General features: G+C 73.1%; 17 protein-coding genes. 9 read left to right on the top strand and 8 right to left on the bottom strand.

Annotation, left to right across the window (positions count from 1 at the left end; genetic code table 11):
• Positions 1 to 68: 68 nt before the first annotated feature.
• The 5 genes from ACIPWA_RS03705 to ACIPWA_RS03725 all read left to right on the top strand — a co-directional run bounded on the left by ACIPWA_RS03705 (position 69) and on the right by ACIPWA_RS03725 (position 5,296).
• Positions 69 to 1,943 carry a DUF4914 family protein gene (locus ACIPWA_RS03705; RefSeq protein ID WP_400288476.1) on the top strand — a complete coding sequence of 625 codons (1,875 nt, stop codon included), beginning with the start codon at positions 69 to 71 and terminating at the stop codon, positions 1,941 to 1,943.
• A 136-nt stretch (positions 1,944 to 2,079) separates the two neighbouring features.
• Positions 2,080 to 3,078 carry a TIGR03557 family F420-dependent LLM class oxidoreductase gene (locus ACIPWA_RS03710; RefSeq protein WP_056762146.1) on the top strand — a complete coding sequence of 333 codons (999 nt, stop codon included), beginning with the start codon at positions 2,080 to 2,082 and terminating at the stop codon, positions 3,076 to 3,078.
• A complete protein-coding gene (locus tag ACIPWA_RS03715; RefSeq protein WP_400288188.1) occupies positions 3,075 to 4,052 on the top strand; it encodes a coenzyme F420-0:L-glutamate ligase in 978 nt (325 codons plus the stop codon). The genes ACIPWA_RS03710 and ACIPWA_RS03715 overlap by 4 nt, the downstream gene beginning before the upstream one ends.
• 110 nt (positions 4,053 to 4,162) lie before the next feature.
• Positions 4,163 to 4,699, top strand: a complete 537-nt coding sequence (locus ACIPWA_RS03720) for a hypothetical protein (protein WP_400288190.1) — start codon at positions 4,163 to 4,165, stop codon at positions 4,697 to 4,699.
• Between the two features lie 207 nt (positions 4,700 to 4,906).
• The gene (locus tag ACIPWA_RS03725; RefSeq protein ID WP_400288192.1) at positions 4,907 to 5,296 is read left to right on the top strand and encodes a hypothetical protein; all 390 of its coding nucleotides are present in this window, start codon (positions 4,907 to 4,909) and stop codon (positions 5,294 to 5,296) included.
• Positions 5,297 to 5,306: 10 nt separating this feature from the next.
• Here ACIPWA_RS03725 and ACIPWA_RS03730 read toward each other — a convergent pair whose 3' ends face one another.
• From ACIPWA_RS03730 to ACIPWA_RS03750, 5 genes are all read right to left on the bottom strand, one after another.
• A complete protein-coding gene (locus ACIPWA_RS03730; protein WP_056648612.1) occupies positions 5,307 to 5,672 on the bottom strand; it encodes a VOC family protein in 366 nt (121 codons plus the stop codon).
• Positions 5,673 to 5,794: 122 nt separating this feature from the next.
• Positions 5,795 to 6,463 (bottom strand): SIMPL domain-containing protein, encoded by a 669-nt coding sequence (locus ACIPWA_RS03735; protein ID WP_162259122.1) that lies wholly within the window; start codon positions 6,461 to 6,463, stop codon positions 5,795 to 5,797.
• Between the two features lie 52 nt (positions 6,464 to 6,515).
• Positions 6,516 to 7,121, bottom strand: coding sequence for an HhH-GPD-type base excision DNA repair protein (locus ACIPWA_RS03740; RefSeq protein ID WP_400288194.1), 606 nt, complete (start codon positions 7,119 to 7,121; stop codon positions 6,516 to 6,518).
• 52 nt (positions 7,122 to 7,173) lie between these two features.
• A complete protein-coding gene (locus ACIPWA_RS03745; RefSeq protein ID WP_400288196.1) occupies positions 7,174 to 7,587 on the bottom strand; it encodes a PNPOx family protein in 414 nt (137 codons plus the stop codon).
• A gap of 181 nt (positions 7,588 to 7,768) precedes the next feature.
• Positions 7,769 to 8,734, bottom strand: coding sequence for an AraC family transcriptional regulator (locus ACIPWA_RS03750; protein WP_400288197.1), 966 nt, complete (start codon positions 8,732 to 8,734; stop codon positions 7,769 to 7,771).
• A gap of 136 nt (positions 8,735 to 8,870) precedes the next feature.
• Between ACIPWA_RS03750 and ACIPWA_RS03755 the strand changes: the two genes are divergently transcribed.
• The 4 genes from ACIPWA_RS03755 (at position 8,871) to ACIPWA_RS03770 (ending at position 11,371) form a co-directional block, all read left to right on the top strand.
• Positions 8,871 to 9,779, top strand: a complete 909-nt coding sequence (locus ACIPWA_RS03755; protein WP_400288199.1) for a Rossmann-fold NAD(P)-binding domain-containing protein — start codon at positions 8,871 to 8,873, stop codon at positions 9,777 to 9,779.
• Positions 9,779 to 10,360 carry an anthrone oxygenase family protein gene (locus ACIPWA_RS03760; RefSeq protein WP_400288200.1) on the top strand — a complete coding sequence of 194 codons (582 nt, stop codon included), beginning with the start codon at positions 9,779 to 9,781 and terminating at the stop codon, positions 10,358 to 10,360. The genes ACIPWA_RS03755 and ACIPWA_RS03760 overlap by 1 nt, the downstream gene beginning before the upstream one ends.
• Before the next feature lie 143 nt (positions 10,361 to 10,503).
• Positions 10,504 to 10,941: a CoA-binding protein gene (locus ACIPWA_RS03765; RefSeq protein ID WP_056648627.1), complete on the top strand. Its 438-nt coding sequence runs from the start codon at positions 10,504 to 10,506 to the stop codon at positions 10,939 to 10,941.
• Positions 10,942 to 10,948: 7 nt separating this feature from the next.
• On the top strand, positions 10,949 to 11,371 hold the full coding sequence (locus ACIPWA_RS03770; protein ID WP_400288203.1) for a TIGR03667 family PPOX class F420-dependent oxidoreductase: 423 nt from the start codon (positions 10,949 to 10,951) through the stop codon (positions 11,369 to 11,371).
• Positions 11,372 to 11,473: 102 nt separating this feature from the next.
• Here ACIPWA_RS03770 and ACIPWA_RS03775 read toward each other — a convergent pair whose 3' ends face one another.
• The 3 genes from ACIPWA_RS03775 to ACIPWA_RS03785 are packed head-to-tail and all read right to left on the bottom strand — an operon-like array spanning position 11,474 to position 14,582.
• On the bottom strand, positions 11,474 to 12,397 hold the full coding sequence (locus ACIPWA_RS03775; protein ID WP_400288205.1) for a putative F420-0 ABC transporter ATP-binding protein: 924 nt from the start codon (positions 12,395 to 12,397) through the stop codon (positions 11,474 to 11,476).
• Positions 12,394 to 13,479 carry a putative F420-0 ABC transporter permease subunit gene (locus ACIPWA_RS03780; RefSeq protein WP_369800566.1) on the bottom strand — a complete coding sequence of 362 codons (1,086 nt, stop codon included), beginning with the start codon at positions 13,477 to 13,479 and terminating at the stop codon, positions 12,394 to 12,396. The genes ACIPWA_RS03775 and ACIPWA_RS03780 overlap by 4 nt, the downstream gene beginning before the upstream one ends.
• A 32-nt stretch (positions 13,480 to 13,511) precedes the next feature.
• Positions 13,512 to 14,582, bottom strand: coding sequence for a putative F420-0 ABC transporter substrate-binding protein (locus ACIPWA_RS03785; RefSeq protein ID WP_400288478.1), 1,071 nt, complete (start codon positions 14,580 to 14,582; stop codon positions 13,512 to 13,514).
• Between the last annotated feature and the right edge of the window lie 218 nt (positions 14,583 to 14,800).

The following is a 14,800-nucleotide window of genomic DNA, read 5'->3' on the forward strand; positions in this document are numbered from 1 at the left end:
CAATGACACTGACCGACAGCGTGGCCGTGCACGGCACCGGCGCCCTTCCCGCCAGCATCCCCGCAGGCATGGTCCTTCCCCCCGCTGTCCAGGCCGCCCTGGATGCGTGCGCGAACATCATCGTCCCCTCCTCCCGCGAGGAGCTCTACCAGCTCTCGCTCGGCCCCCAGGGCGGGCCGCGGTTCACGGTCGAGTACGACGTGTTCGGCACGCTCGTCCCCGAGGCCGAGGTCGTGCGGTGCAAGAACGGCATCGCGGTGAACTACCCCGAGGACTACATGCGCCGTCGTGACCCGGACTGCATGCGCATCGCCGACGACCTGCCGACCGACAAGCCGCGCTACCGCGACGTGTTCGACGCCGAGTTCGACGCCGTCAAGGCCGAGACGCTCGACTGGCTCGCCGGTCAGGACCTCGTCGTCGTGCCCTTCAAGGCAGGTGGCCTCACGCACGGCTACCCGTCGCTCGCGATCTGCCCGGTCAACTCGGCCTTCTTCGCCCTGACCCTGGTCGACCTGCAGGGCTGGGTCACGTTCGACGAGCTGGGCCCGTTCGAGCCGCGCTCGATCCTCTACGTCGCCCCGCCGTTCCGGCACACCCACTTCGAGGGCCGCCAGGTCGTGGTCCACGACCGCTCCGAGACGCTGCACGAAGTCTTCGCGTACAACCTGTACCCGGGCCCGAGCGCCAAGAAGGGCGTGTTCTCCGTCCTGCTCGACGTCGGCGAGCAGGAGGGATGGGTCACCGCGCACGCGTCCTCGGTCCGGGTCACGACCCCCTACGAGAACGAGACCGTGATCATGCACGAGGGCGCCTCGGGCGGCGGCAAGTCAGAGATGTGCCAGGAGATCCGCCGCCAGGAGGACGGGCGCATCCTGCTGGGCACCAACGTCGTGACCGACGAGCCCTACGTCATCAACCTCGGCGAGACGAGCGCCCTGGACCCCGTGACGGACGACATGACCCTGTGCCACGTCGACCTGCAGACGGGCGACGGGCGCCTGGTGGTCGCCGACGCCGAGGACGGGTGGTTCGTACGCGTCGACAACCTCACGGGCTACGGCCAGGACGCCCACCTCGAGCGGGCCTGCATCCACCCCGACCAGCCGCTCGTCTTCTTCAACATCGATGGCGTACCGGACGCCACCGTGCTGCCCTGGGAGCACACGCTCGACTCGACGGGCAAGCGCTGCCCCAACCCCCGCGTGGTCGTGCCCCGCCACCTCCTGACCGACGTCACGGGCGCCGAGGAGGTCGACGTGCGGACCTTCGGTGCCCGGATGCCGGCCTGCACCCGCGACACCCCGACCTACGGGATCATGGGCATGATGCACATCGTGCCGCCGTCGCTCGCATGGATCTGGCGGCTCATCGCCCCGCGCGGGGACAAGAACCCCTCGATCGGTGAGTCCAAGACCGCGACCGACAAGCTGGCCCACGGCGGCATGGTCGCCGAGGGCGTCGGCTCGTACTGGCCCTTCTCGACGGGCACCAAGGTCGCGGCCGCGAACCTGCTGCTGCGCCAGCTCGTCGACATGGACCGGACCCGCTACGTGCTCACGCCCAACCAGCACATCGGCGCGTACAAGGTCGACTTCGCGGCCGAGTGGCTCACGCGCGAGTACCTCGCCCGTCGCGGCGGCGGCAAGATCCGCACCGAGGAGCTGACGCCCTCGCGCTGCCCCCTGTTCGGCTACACGCTCCAGGAGATGAAGATCGACGGGCAGCTCGTCCGCCCGACGTTCCTCCGACCCGAGATGCAGTCCCAGGTGGGGGTCGAGGCCTACGACGAGGGGGCCAGGATCATCACGGACTTCTTCAAGAGCGAGCTGCAGCAGTTCCTCACCGACGACCTGGACCCCCTGGGGCGCCAGATCATCGAGGTGTGCCTGCGCGACGGCTCGGTCGAGGAGTACGCCGCGCTCACGCCGCTGTTCACGTGAGCAGCACCGGCTGAGACGAGGACGGCCGCCCGGTCCGCACGACCGGGTGGCCGTCCTGCGGCAAGTACCAGGTACCCCTGCGGCAAGTACCCGGTACCGACGCGAGAGGGCCGGGCGCCCGTACTAAGGTCGGTCCATGGACTTGACGATCGGCTACGCCGCGATGCTCGAGCAGTTCCACCCGACCGAGGTGATCGCCCTCTCCGAGTATGCGGAGAGCAAGGGCTTCTCCGGCGTCATGGCCGCTGACCACTTCCAGCCCTGGGTCCCCGCGCAGGGGCACTCGGCGTTCGTGTGGAACGTCCTGTCGGCCCTCGGCGAGCGCACGCGCGGAGACCTGGGTCCGGGCGTCACAGCGCCCACGTTCCGCTGGCACCCCGCGATGGTCGCGCAGGCCTCGGCGACCCTCGCCGCGATGTACCCGGGACGCCACTGGCTGGGCCTGGGCTCGGGCGAGGCGCTCAACGAGCACGTCACCGCGCAGTACTGGCCGGAGGCCCCCGAGCGCATCAACCGCATGTTCGAGGCCATCGACATCATCAAGAAGCTCTTCGCCGCATCGCTCGCGGGCAAGGACACCAAGCACTCGGGGCAGTTCTACAAGCACGAGTCCACGCGGCTGTGGACCATGCCCGAGGTCGCCCCGGAGATCCTCGTCGCGACCGCGGGGCCCGTCACGGCCAAGCGCGCGGGCAAGCACGCCGACGGGCTCATCACGGTGGGCGCACCGCTCGAGAAGATCTCGATGCTCTTCGGCAAGTTCGACGACGGCGTCCGCGAGTCCGGCCGTGACCCGCAGACCATGCCCAAGGTCCTCCAGCTCCACATGTCGTGGGCCGAGACCGACGAGGAGGCGCTCGCGAACGCCATGACCGAGTGGCCCAACGGCGGCATGAAGTTCCCCAAGGCAGACATCCGCTCGCCGTTCGACTTCGAGCAGATGGCCAAGCTCGTGCGTCCCGAGGACTTCGAGGGACGCCTCGTCATCTCGTCCGACCCGGACGTGCACCGCGCCTACATCCAGAAGTTCGTCGACCTGGGCTTCGACCGCATCTACCTGCACAACGTGGGCCGCAACCAGCGCGAGTGGATCGACACGTTCTCGCGCGACGTCCTGCCGAAGCTCGTCCGGTGACGGGCCCGTCCGTCCCGCTGCCCGACGGCGGAGCCCGCCCCGAGCGGGAGACGTCGCCCGAGGCGGGGCACGCCGAGGGCGACGAGACCCGCTTCACGGTCGCGGCGCCGCCGGGCATCGGGGAGATCTCGCCCGGTGACGACTTGGCGCGCATCGTGGGCGACGCGCTCGACCGCGAGGGCGGGCTGCGCGACGGCGACGTCGTGGTCGTGACGAGCAAGGTCGTGTCAAAGGCCGAGGGGCGCGTGGTCGCTGCCGCCGACCGCGAGCAGGCCATCACCGAGGAGACCGTGCGCGTCGTGGCCACCCGGCCGTCGCCCGGGGGCGTGCTGCGGATCGTCGAGAATCGGCTCGGCCTCGTCATGGCCGCGGCGGGAGTCGACGCGTCCAACACCCCCGAGGGCACCGTGCTGCTGCTGCCCGTCGACCCGGACGCCTCGGCCCGCGCGCTGCGGGCGGCGCTCGCGGAACGCTTCGGGGTGCGGGTCGGGGTCATCGTGTCCGACACGGCCGGGCGCGCGTGGCGCGAGGGGCTCACGGACCTGGCGATCGGCGTCGCCGGGGTGGTCGCGCTCGACGACCTGCGGGGCGGCGTCGACTCCCACGGGCGCGAGCTGTCCGTGACCGTGACGGCCGTCGCGGACCAGGTCGCCGCGGCCTCCGAGCTCGTCCGCGGCAAGGCTGCGGGCCGACCCGTGGCCGTCGTGCGCGGGCTCGGGCGGTTCGTGACCGACGAGGACGGGCCGGGCGCGCGCGTGCTCGTGCGGGACTCGGAGACCGACATGTTCCGTGAGGGTTCTGCCGAGGCGTACGCGCGGGGCGTGAGCGCGGGGCGTGCCGACCCGGCCGGGGCCGCTGCGATCGAGCCCGGCGATGCCGAGCGGGCCGCTCGCGAGGCCGGGTACGCCGACGGATACCGCGAAGGGTTCGCCGAGGGGTTCCGCGAGGGGACGGGCACTCCGCAGCAGGGGTGAGCGCGTCGTCGGTGGCCAGGGTGGCCCGGGTGCCGAGAACGAGGTTGCGGTCGTTCTGAGGGGTGTGGCGACCGCAAGGTCGTGGTCGACTGGACGGAAGGTCGTGCTCGATGACTGCTGAGGGTGGGCCGGTGGCGCGGCAGGAGCCGGGAGCGGGCCTGAGCCGGCTCGTACGGGACCTCGCGTTCTCCGGCGACCTGGCCGATGAGCACGCCCGCTGGGCGCTCTACGACCAGGCGCTCGGGCGGGGCCTGCACGACCTGGTGGCCGCTGCCGTCGCCGAGGACGACGACCAGGTCATGGCGAGCGGGGTGGTCGTCGCCGCTCTCGAGCGTGTCCCGTCGGTAGACAGGGCACGCTGGGTGGCCCTCACGAGCGACTGGGCGGTGGCCGACTTCGTGGCCCGGCGGGCCGCGGAGCTGGAGATCCTCGAGTCGGTGTCGGGCGTCGTCCCCGCGTCGGACGAGGGGCTCCGACGGGCGGCCGAAGGGCTGGACGTCGACGCCTGGTCCGACTGGCTCCAGCTGCGCGCGGCGAGCTCCGCGACGCGTGCCGACGTCCTGGACGCCCTCGCCGCGAGCGGTCGGACCCGACGGATCCGGCACGTCGCGGCAACGACCCGCGGCCGCGCGGGCGGTGCTGGCTGAGCGTGTTTCGACCTTCTGGTCCGACGGTCCGCGATCGCTCAGGGGACCGGGTGCCGAAAACGAGGTTGTGGTCGTTCTGAGGGGTCTGGCGACCGCAAGGTCGTGGTCGGCTGAACGGAAGGTCGTGCTTGGCAGGGGGCACCGGCTCCGGACGTCCAGCAGAGAATCTGCTGGGCGGATCGGCCGGACGCTCGCTATCGTTCCTGGATGCTGCCTGCCTCCTGGATCCCGCACCGCCGGCCGGACGACCGTGACCACATCGGGTGGATCCGGCCCGACGGCGATGCCTGGGTCGCCGTCTCGTTGCTGGGGCACGACCTCACCGGCCCGGTCGACTGGCTCGACGCCGAGGAGGCCCTCGACAGCACCGGACTGTCCTGGCTCGCCGACGTCTGGGTGCTCGACGGCGACGGGCCCGAACCGGTCCGCGTCCGGCTCGTCGAGGTCACGCCCGAGCGCGTCGTGGTCCAGACCGACGACTTCGGAGCGATCGACGCTCCCGTCGTCCGGCACGAGCTGCCGTGGCCGGCGCCGGCACGGCTGCGGCCGCGACGCGCGAGCGACCCCGACGGGAGGATCGTGTTCGGGTCGGCGTGAGCGGCCCGGTTCAGTCCATCGTGGTGACGCCCTCGTAGAGGCCCAACCGGTTCCCGTCGAGGTCCTCGAAGACCGCCCACCAGCTCGTCGGGCTGATCTGCGACCTGCCCATGAGCACCTTGCCGCCGAGGGCCTCGACCTGGGCCAGCGACTCCTCGATCGAGTCGACCTCGACGTAGCTCCGCGGGCTCGTGAACCCTTCCTCGCGCGGAGCGAGGCCGCCGCCGCTGATCTGGTTGGGGGCCCGCCACATGGGGTAGCCCTCGAAACCGGGGGCCTCGGCGATGTCCCAGCCGAACAGCCCGCTGTAGAACGTTCGGGCGCGGTCGGTGTCGCCGACCGGGATGTCGATGTGCGTGATGTCACCGTGAGCCATGAGGTCCTCCCTGGGAACGGGCACGGGGCCGTGCCCTCTTCTCACGCTACGCGCGGGGTGGCGTGAAGGCTCTCGCAGGGACACCGGGAAGTCGACGTCCCAGGTGCCTGCGGCCCTGCTGCTCAGACCGCCTCGAAGTCGGCAGTGACCGCTGCCGTGACCACGATGTCGTCGGGCCGCATCTCGAACGCCTGCGCGCCGCCGGCGGGCGGCGGAGCGCCGCGCATGCCCGTCCCGATCCCGCCGCCGCCCCCGGAGACGTGGGGCCGCAGCCCGTCCTCGAACAGGGCGAGGAGCCGGACGTCGCCGTACCCGAGAGCGTCGGCGTAGGCGCGGGCGCGCTCGACCGAGTCCCGCGCGGCGTCGGCGCGCACGTCGCGCTGCAGGCCGTCGCGTCGGGCGTCCGTGAGTGCCCAGGTGATGCCGTTGACCGCCACACCCTCGATCGCGGCGACCTCTGCCGCCCACGCGGCGAGGGCTGCGAAGTCCTGGAACTTCACCTGCACGTCGGCGCCCGCGCGGAACCGCCGCACCTTGACCTGGTCGACGTTCGGGCTCGGCTTGACCCACTCGTCGAAAGCCCACGCGAGGACGGCCTGGGAGCCCCACCAGGTCGCGGCACCGCCGGCGACATGAGCCTTCGCACGGTCGACGACGTCCGCGTGCACGCGGGCCGCGTGCGCGAGGACGGAGGCCCGGTTCTCACCGCGGAACTGCACGGTCAGGCGGATGGTCCCGCGCTCGGCGGGCTGGTGCCGGGTCGCGTGACCCTGGACGGAGAAGACAGGCATGCGAGCGAACATACACCGCGTCGCAGGCGTCCCCGGGTGGCGTGCCGGAACGTCAGCCCTTGGCCGCGCGCTCCGCCTTCGCGGCGGCCTTGGCCGCCTTCTTGGTCTCGCGCACCTGGTCGAGCGAGTGCTGGTCGACGACGTCGGCGATCGAGCGCCGCGCCCCGTCCTCGCCGTAGGCTCCCGCCGCCTCGCGCCACCCCTCGGGCTGGACGCCGTACTGCTTGCCGAGGAGCGCGAGGAAGATCTTCGCCTTCTGCTCCCCGAAGCCGGGCAGCGCCTTGAGCCGCTTGAGGACGAGCGGGCCGTCCGGGGCTCCGCCGTCGGGCCCGGGGTCGGTCCACAGGCGGGTGACGTCGCCGTCGTACTGCTCGTCGACGACCTGGGCGACGGCCTGCACGCGACCTGCCATGGACCCCGGGTAACGGTGGATCGCCGGGGGAGTGGCGGCCATCGCGGCGAACGCCTCGGGTTCGGCGGAGGCGATGCGGTGCACGTCGAACGCGCCCATGCGCTGGGAGATCTTGAGCGGCCCGGCGAACGCGGACTCCATGGTGACCTGCTGGTCGAGGAGCATCCCGATGAGCAGGGCGAACGGGTCGGTGGACAGCAGCGCGTCGGCTTCCGGGTCGCCGGTGAACCACAGGTCGTGTGCCATGTCCCCATCATGGCAGCCGGGTCGCGCGGACGCCGTCGCGCGGGGCTGCTGCTCAGCGGGGCGGCCCCACCCGTCCGTCGAGGAGCTCGTCCACGCGCAGTCCCCGCAGGGCGACCCTGATCGCGCCCGGCACGAGCCGGAGACCGGCGTCGCCGTGCAACCGTCGCAGGTCGTCGACGACGTAGCCGCGCCCACCTCGTGTCAGCCCGAACAGCCCGGCCGCCTCGACGTTCCTGAGCCAGTCGACGTCCGATCCATAGGTCAGCGCGATGATCACGCGGACCTCGCGCGGGGACGTGGCCGACGGGGGTTCGCGGAACGCCAGGACGGGGGTCGTGAACGGCCGTCCGCTGCGCCGCCCGCGATGGTGCACCGTCGCGAACGGCGGCACGCGCGACGACACGCGGAGCACGAGCGGGTTGACGTACCGCTTGTTGGTCCGGGTGACCAGGTGCGGGATGGGCATGTCAGCCATGGTGCGCGCGCGGGCGAGGTGCGGCCACCGCACGGTGCCCGACGGCGAGCCGCTCGTCGAGCACGAGGTTGCGTGCACCCGAGCACGAGGTTGCGGTCGTCAAGCCCGCCATATCGACCGCAACCTCGTTCTCGGCACCCGAGGCCCCCCGGCGCCGCAGCGAGGCGGACCGTCAGGCCGCCCCTGACCCCGCCCCCACCCGCTCCCTGTGCGCCGTCGGGCTCATGCCCCGCACGCGCGTGAACGCGGCGCTCAGGGCGAACGGCGTCCCGTACCCGACCTGCCGCGCCACCGAGCCGACGGTCGCCCCCGGCTCCAGCAGCAGGTCGGCCGCGAGCGTCAGGCGCCACCCGGTGAGGTAGCCCATGGGCGGCTCGCCCACGAGCTCGGTGAAACGGCGCGAGAACGCGGCCCGTGACAGCCCGACGGTCCGCGCGAGCGACTCGACCGTCCAGGCCCTGGCCGGGTCGTGGTGCATGAGACGCAACGCGTGCCCGACCACAGGGTCGGCGTCCGCGCGGTACCACCCCGGGGCCTCGCCGCGGTCGAGCCAGGCGCGCAGCGCACCGATGAGCAGGATGTCGAGCAACCGGTCGAGCACGGCCTCCTGACCGGGCCGGTCCTGCGAGACCTCGCGCGCGAGCAGCGAGACGAGGTCGGCGTCGAGGTCCCCGCGGCGCAGCACGACGAGCGGGGGCAGGACGCTCAGCAGCCGGCCGCCCACCTCGCCGTCGAGCGGGTAGGTCCCGGTCAGCAGCACGGTCGGCCCGTCGGGGTCGTTGCCCCAGGTCCGGACGCCGAGGTCGACGAGGGGAGACGGGGCGTCGCCGATCGCCCGGCAGGCCCCGACGGCGTCGCTCACCATCTGCGGCGCCGTCCCGGGGGAGTCGGCCACGGTGTAGTGGCGGGGCCCGCGCACGAGCGCGACGTCGCCCTCGTCGAGGTACACCTCGAGAGACGGCTCGTCGGGCCGTGGACCGGCGTCCATCCCGAGCCAGGCCGACCCGCGCACGACGGGCACGAGCGTCAGGGGAGCCTCGTCCTCGATGCGCATCGACCACGGGGGCGCGAGGAGCGAGCGCAGCAGGAAGGCGCCCCGTGCACGGGGCCCGTCGAGGAGTCCGGCGACAGCGTCCATGTCCCGACCGTACGCCGCCCACGTCTCCGACGGAAGACGAACGGACATGCGGTCGAGCCGTTCAGCCATGGAACGTCTCGACGTTGACCGGTTGACTCGAACCACAGCACCGGACGACCGATCACAGGAGACCGACATGACCGCGAACCAGCCGCACCCCACCACCTCGACGGGCGACGTCGGTCGCCCAGCCCTCGTCGCCGTCGTCGGCGCGACAGGCAAGACCGGTCGCCGCGTCGCGGCCCGCCTCGCCGCACGGGGCATCGCCGTCCGCCCTGTCTCGCGGAGCACCGAGACCAGGCTCGACTGGGACGACGCCGCGACCTGGGCGCCGGCGCTCGCGGGAGCCGACGCCGCGTACGTCGCGGTCGCGCCGGACCTCGCGGCGCCGGGCATCCCCGAGGTCGTCGCCGGCTTCGCCCGGGTCGCGGCGCGCGTGGGCGTGCAGCGCCTCGTGCTGCTCTCGGGTCGCGGTGAGCCCGAGGCGCAGCGTGCCGAGGAGCTCGTCGCCCAGGCGTTCCCCGCGCGCACGGTCGTGCGCTGCGCGTGGTTCGCGCAGAACTTCAGCGAGAGCTTCCTGCTGGACCCCGTGCTCGACGGCGTGCTCCCGCTCCCCGTCGACACCGTGGTCGAGCCGTTCGTCGACCTCGAGGACGTGGCGGACGTCGCGGTCGCGGCGCTCACCGAGGACGGGCACGCGGGCCGGGTCTACGAGCTCACGGGTCCGCGGCTGCTGACCTTCGGCGAGGCGCTCGCGGAGGTCGGGGCGGCGAGCGGCCGGGACGTCAGGCTCGTGACCGTCACGGGTGACGAGTTCGCGGCGGGCCTGACCGCCGCGGGCGTCCCTGCTGACGCCGTCGATCTCACGCGCTACCTCTTCGAAGAGGTCCTCGACGGACGCAACGAGCACCTGACGCACGGGGTGCGGGAGGCTCTCGGGCGCGAGCCGCACGACTTCACGGAGTTCGCGCGTCGCGAGGCCGCGGCCTGGGCGCCGGTCTCCTCGCCGGTGTCCGCACCGGCCGCCCTGGACGAGGTGCACTGATGGACGCGCTCGGGGTCCTCGGGTGGGCGGTCGTGGCAGCGGCGGTCGGGTGCGGACTGGTCGGGGGAGTGCTCTTCGCGTTCTCGACCTTCGTCATGGCGGGCCTGCGCTCGGTCGCGCCCGACGTCGGTGCCGCAGCGATGGCCGCGATCAACCGTCACGCGACCAGGGCTCCGTTCGGGTCCCTCCTGCTCGTGACGACCGGGCTCGTGGTGGTCCTCGGCGTCGCGGCTGCCACGCGGCTGGACGAGGCGGGCGCGGGGCTCGTCCTGGCCGGGGCCGTCGTCTACCTCGTCGGTGGCATCGGGGTCACGGCCGCGGTCAACGTGCCGCTCAACGACCGGCTCGAGGCCGCGGACGCTGCGGTCTCGACCTCGGGCGCACGGTCGGGTGAAGCCTCACCCTCAGGTGGAGGGTCGGCTGGGACGAGGGTTCGTCCCGCCAGCCCGACGGCGGAGCGAGACCGGGTCTGGGCGGTCTTCCTCGGGCGGTGGGTCGCCTGGAACCACGTGCGGACCCTGGCGTGCGCGGTGGCCGCCCTGCTGCTGACCCTGGGACTGGTGACGCGACTCGCGGGGTGAGCGGCGCCGTCGGGCCCCGGACGAACGGTGAGTGCGGAGTTCTTGTGAGACACGGCCGGCGAGTCGCGCAAGAACTCCGCACTCAGCGCACCGGAGGAGGGCGCAGCCCGGAATAGCCGTCCCCGCGCCGGGGTTGCCCCGGTATGAGCGCAGAGAGCTGGGGCGAGGAAGCCGTCATCCGCAAGGTCCTCGCGGACACCGAGACGTGGGCCGTGGTCGGGCTGTCGAACAACTCGGCCCGCGCCGCGTACGGGGTGGCCCGGCTGCTCCAGCGTCAGGGCAAGCGCATCGTGCCGGTCCACCCGGCGGCCGAGACCGTGCACGGCGAGCAGGGCTACGCCTCGCTCGCCGAGATCCCGTTCCCGGTCGACGTCGTGGACGTGTTCGTGCGCTCCGACCTCGCCGGGGACGTGGCGGACCAGGCCGTCGAGATCGGTGCGCGGGCCGTCTGGTTCCAGCTCGACGTCGTCGACGAGGACGCGTTCGCGCGGGTCCGCGACGCCGGGCTCGACATGGTCATGGACCGCTGCCCCGCGATCGAGTGGCCTCGCCTGGGGCCTGCCGTCCCGGCACAGGGCTGAGGCCGACGTGACCGCGATCGACACGACGACCACGCTGGGTGCGCGCGCCGCCGAACGGCTCGAGGCCGACCTCGTCGTCTGGCTCACGACGGTCGACCCCACCGGGACCCCGCAGCCGACGCCGGTGTGGCAGATCCGCAGCGGGGACGACGTCGTGATCCTCAGCGAGCCGCGCAAGGCCAAGCTGCGCAACGCCGCCGCCAACCCGCGCGCCGCGCTGCACCTCAACTCGACGCCTGCAGGGTGGGACGTGCAGGTGCTCACGGGCCGGCTCGTCCTGGACCCGGCCGGCCTGAGCGCCGAGGAGCGCACGCGCTACGACACCAAGTACCGGTCGCCGATCGCCGGCCTCGGGATGAGTCCCGAGGAGTTCCACGCCGCGTACTCCGAGGTGCTGCGCTTCACGCCCGAACGGCTGCGCGGGTTCTAGGGCCCGGTGCAGCTCGGGGCGCCGCGATACAACTGGGATCGAGGCCGGGCGCACCAGCCCTGGTCTGCCCTCGCCCCCGCTCGGCGACGCAACAGGCCGTCTTCAGTCCCCGAACACCAGCACCGGGCGACCCGTCCGCGGATGGGGCAGCACGTCGCACCGCACGCCGTACACGGGCTCGATCACGTCGGGGACCAGCACGTCCCGCACCGGACCCGCCGCGACGACGCGCCCGCCCGACAGGACCACGACGTGGTCGCACGAGGCAGCCGCGAGGTTGAGGTCGTGCAGGGCTGCGAGGACCGTCACGCCGTCCGCGGCGAGCTTGCGCAGCACGGTCATGGCCGCGAGCTGGGCAGCGATGTCGAGGTGGTTCGTGGGCTCGTCGAGGAGCAGCAGCGCGGGGTCCTGGGCGAGGGCGCGCGCCATGTGCACGCGTTGGCGCTCGCCTCCCGACAGCGTGGCGAGCGACCGTTCGGCGAGGTCCTCGACCCCGGCCCGCACCAGGGCCTCGTGGGCCACGGCGCGGTCCGCGTCGGTGTCGCCTGCGAGGAGCGAGCGGTGGGGGATCCTCCCGAGCAGCACGGCGTCGAGCACCGAGAGGGGCAGGTCGGTCGACGCGTCCTGCTCGACGAGGGCCAGCCTGCGCGCCCGGCGACGGCGCGGCATGCGCAGCAGGTCGTCTCCGTCGAACCGGACCTCGCCCGCGTCGGGCACCTGCGTGGCCGCGATCGTGCGCAGCAGCGTCGACTTCCCGGACCCGTTGGGGCCCAGCAGCCCGCTCACCGCTCCCGGGGGAGCCGTGCAGTCCACGCCGTCGAGGATCAGCCTCGACCCGGCCGACCACGAGACGCGCGAGGCATCGAGCCCGTGGGCCGCTCGCTCGGGAGGTGGCGGGCTGGCGGCGCGCGCGCCGGCGTCCGGCGCGCCGTCACGCGAGATCGATGATCCACCGCGGTCGTGCGCCTCCCCGTGCGCCTCCGCGCGCCCGGTGCCCGCCATGCCCATCGTTCTCGGCTCCGTCACAGCGCCCGCCTCCCTCGCCACAGGATGATCGCGAAGACGGGCGCGCCGATCGCGGCCGTCAGGATGCCCACGGGCAGCTCGCGCGGGGCGAAGATGGTGCGGGCGAGCGTGTCGGCCCACACGAGGAACGAGCCGCCGAGCAGGGCCGCGAGGGGCAGCAGCACGCGGTGCCGCGCCCCGGTCAGGAGCCGGACGGCGTGCGGCAGGATCAGCCCGACGAACCCGATCGCTCCCGAGACCGAGACCAAGGCTCCCGTGAGCAGCGCGACCCCCACGAGCAGGAGCCACCGGGTCCGGTTCACCGCGATGCCGAGGCCCGCGGCCGCGGTGTCGCCGAACGTGAAGGCGTCGAGCACCGACCCGGTCGACGCGAGCAGCGTCCCCAGGACGAGCACGGCCCCGCCCGCGATCGCCACGGACGTCCACGTGGCCCCCGCGACCGACCCCATGAGCCACGACAGGATCTCGCGGTAGGAGTCACCGGTCGCGGACCAGAAGATGATGAACGACGTCGCCGCGGCCGCGAGCTGGCTCACCGCGAGACCTGCGAGCACGGTCCGCGTGGGGGTGATGGCCCCGAGCGAGCCCGCGAGCGCGAGGGCCGCGACCAGGGCCACGACCGCCCCGCCGAACGCCGCGACGGGCAGCAGGACGCTCACGCCGAGGACCAGGACGAGGACCGCGCCCAGCGAGGCGCCCGACGAGAGCCCGAGCAGGTACGGGTCGGCGAGCGGGTTGCGCGTGAGGGACTGCATGACGGCGCCGCAGATCGCGAGCCCTGCTCCCACGGCGGCGGCGGTCAGGACGCGTGGCAGCCGGAGCTGCCACACCATGCCGTCCTGCAGCAGGGGGAGCGGTTCGAGGCCGAGCGCCCCGCCGAGCCCGAGGTGCGTCGCGATCGAGCGCCACACGTCGCCCCACGTGAGGTCCGCGGGGCCGATCGTCACGGCGACCACGACGCTCACGACGAGCGCGACCGAGGCCCCGGCGAGCCACCACGGGGTGGCTCGCCGGAGCCTTGGAGTGCGGCGCGCAGAGCGGTGCACGATGGCGCGCGCTCCCGACGGGTCGGCGCTTGTCACGGGCACGAGGCTTCTCACCGGTGGGGATCTCCTCAGGGGATGGTCAGCGCGGAGAGCTGTGCGCTGAGGTCCTTGACGGCGTCGACGTTGCGCACGCCCGCCTCGGTCGCGGGGAACGGCACGGTCAGGAAGCGGTCGCCCTGCACGGCCGTGAGGTTGGCCGTGGCCGGGTTGGCCTTGAGCGCGTCGATCTTCGACTGCGCAGTGTTCCAGGCCGAGTCGACGAGCACGATCACGTCGGGGTCGGCCGCGATGATCTCCTCGAACGAGAACGGCGTCCAGGTGTCCTGGACCGAGGCCGCGATGTTCTCGACGCCGACGGCGTCCATGATCATCTGCGGCGCACCGATCCCGGCACCCACGTAGGGGATGTCGGAGCCCGAGGAGTACCACAGCGCCGTGAGCCCGCGGTCGTCGGGCTCGAGGGCGTCGAGCTCGGCGCGCTGGGCCGACACCAGGTCCGCCGCGGTCCCGGCGACGTCGAAGATCTGACCGGCCTCGGTGATCTCGGCGAACACGTCGTCGAACGTGAGCGGGTCCGGCTTGTACGCCTCGTCCTTGCACGCCGAGGGCGAGACGTAGGTCTGGACGCCGAGCTGCTGGAAGGTCGCCCGGTCTCCGGCCCCTTCGGCCGTCAGGTTGGACTCCCACCCCGCGTACACGAGGTCCGGCTCGAGCGTGAGCACGGCCTCGGCTCCCGGGACCTTCTCGGCCATCGGGGTCACGACCGCGGGCACCGCGGCGGCGGCGTCGGCCCACTGGTCGGGCACGGGGCCGTCGGGGAACGCGGTCCCCACGATCCGGTCGCCCAGGCCGAGCGCGAGCATCATCTCGGTCGTGCTCGACTTGATGGTCACGACCTGGCGCGGGGCGCCGGCGAACGTGACCTCGAACCCGCAGTTGTCGAGCGTCAGGGGGTAGGTCGTCGAGGCAGCGGCAGGTGACGCGACCGGGGGTGTGGTCGCTCCCTCCGTCGCGAGGCTCCCCGCGTCCGAGCACGCGGCGAGGGTGAGGGACACGCCCAGGGCGAGCGCCGCCGTCGGGCCGGCGGAGCGGATGCGACGGGGGGACGTGCGGACGCGAGGGCGAGCGGACGAGGACAGCACGGGACTCCATGTCGGGGAGGTCGCCGGCTCGGCCGGTGCAGGGCACGGCGGCGCGGCGAGATGCGAGAGGGAAGGGCGCCACAATCCGCGACGAGGATCCGCGGCCCAAGCACGGGCCGCTGCGGCGAGCCAAGCAGGGCTCGCGATCCGCCTCCCAGCCTAGTAGGTCGGACGCGCACGAACCACGCACCCGATGCCGCGGCCTCGCGGACACG

Origin of the sequence: Oerskovia enterophila, assembly GCF_044748475.1 — a bacterium.
GTDB lineage: Bacteria > Actinomycetota > Actinomycetes > Actinomycetales > Cellulomonadaceae > Oerskovia > Oerskovia enterophila.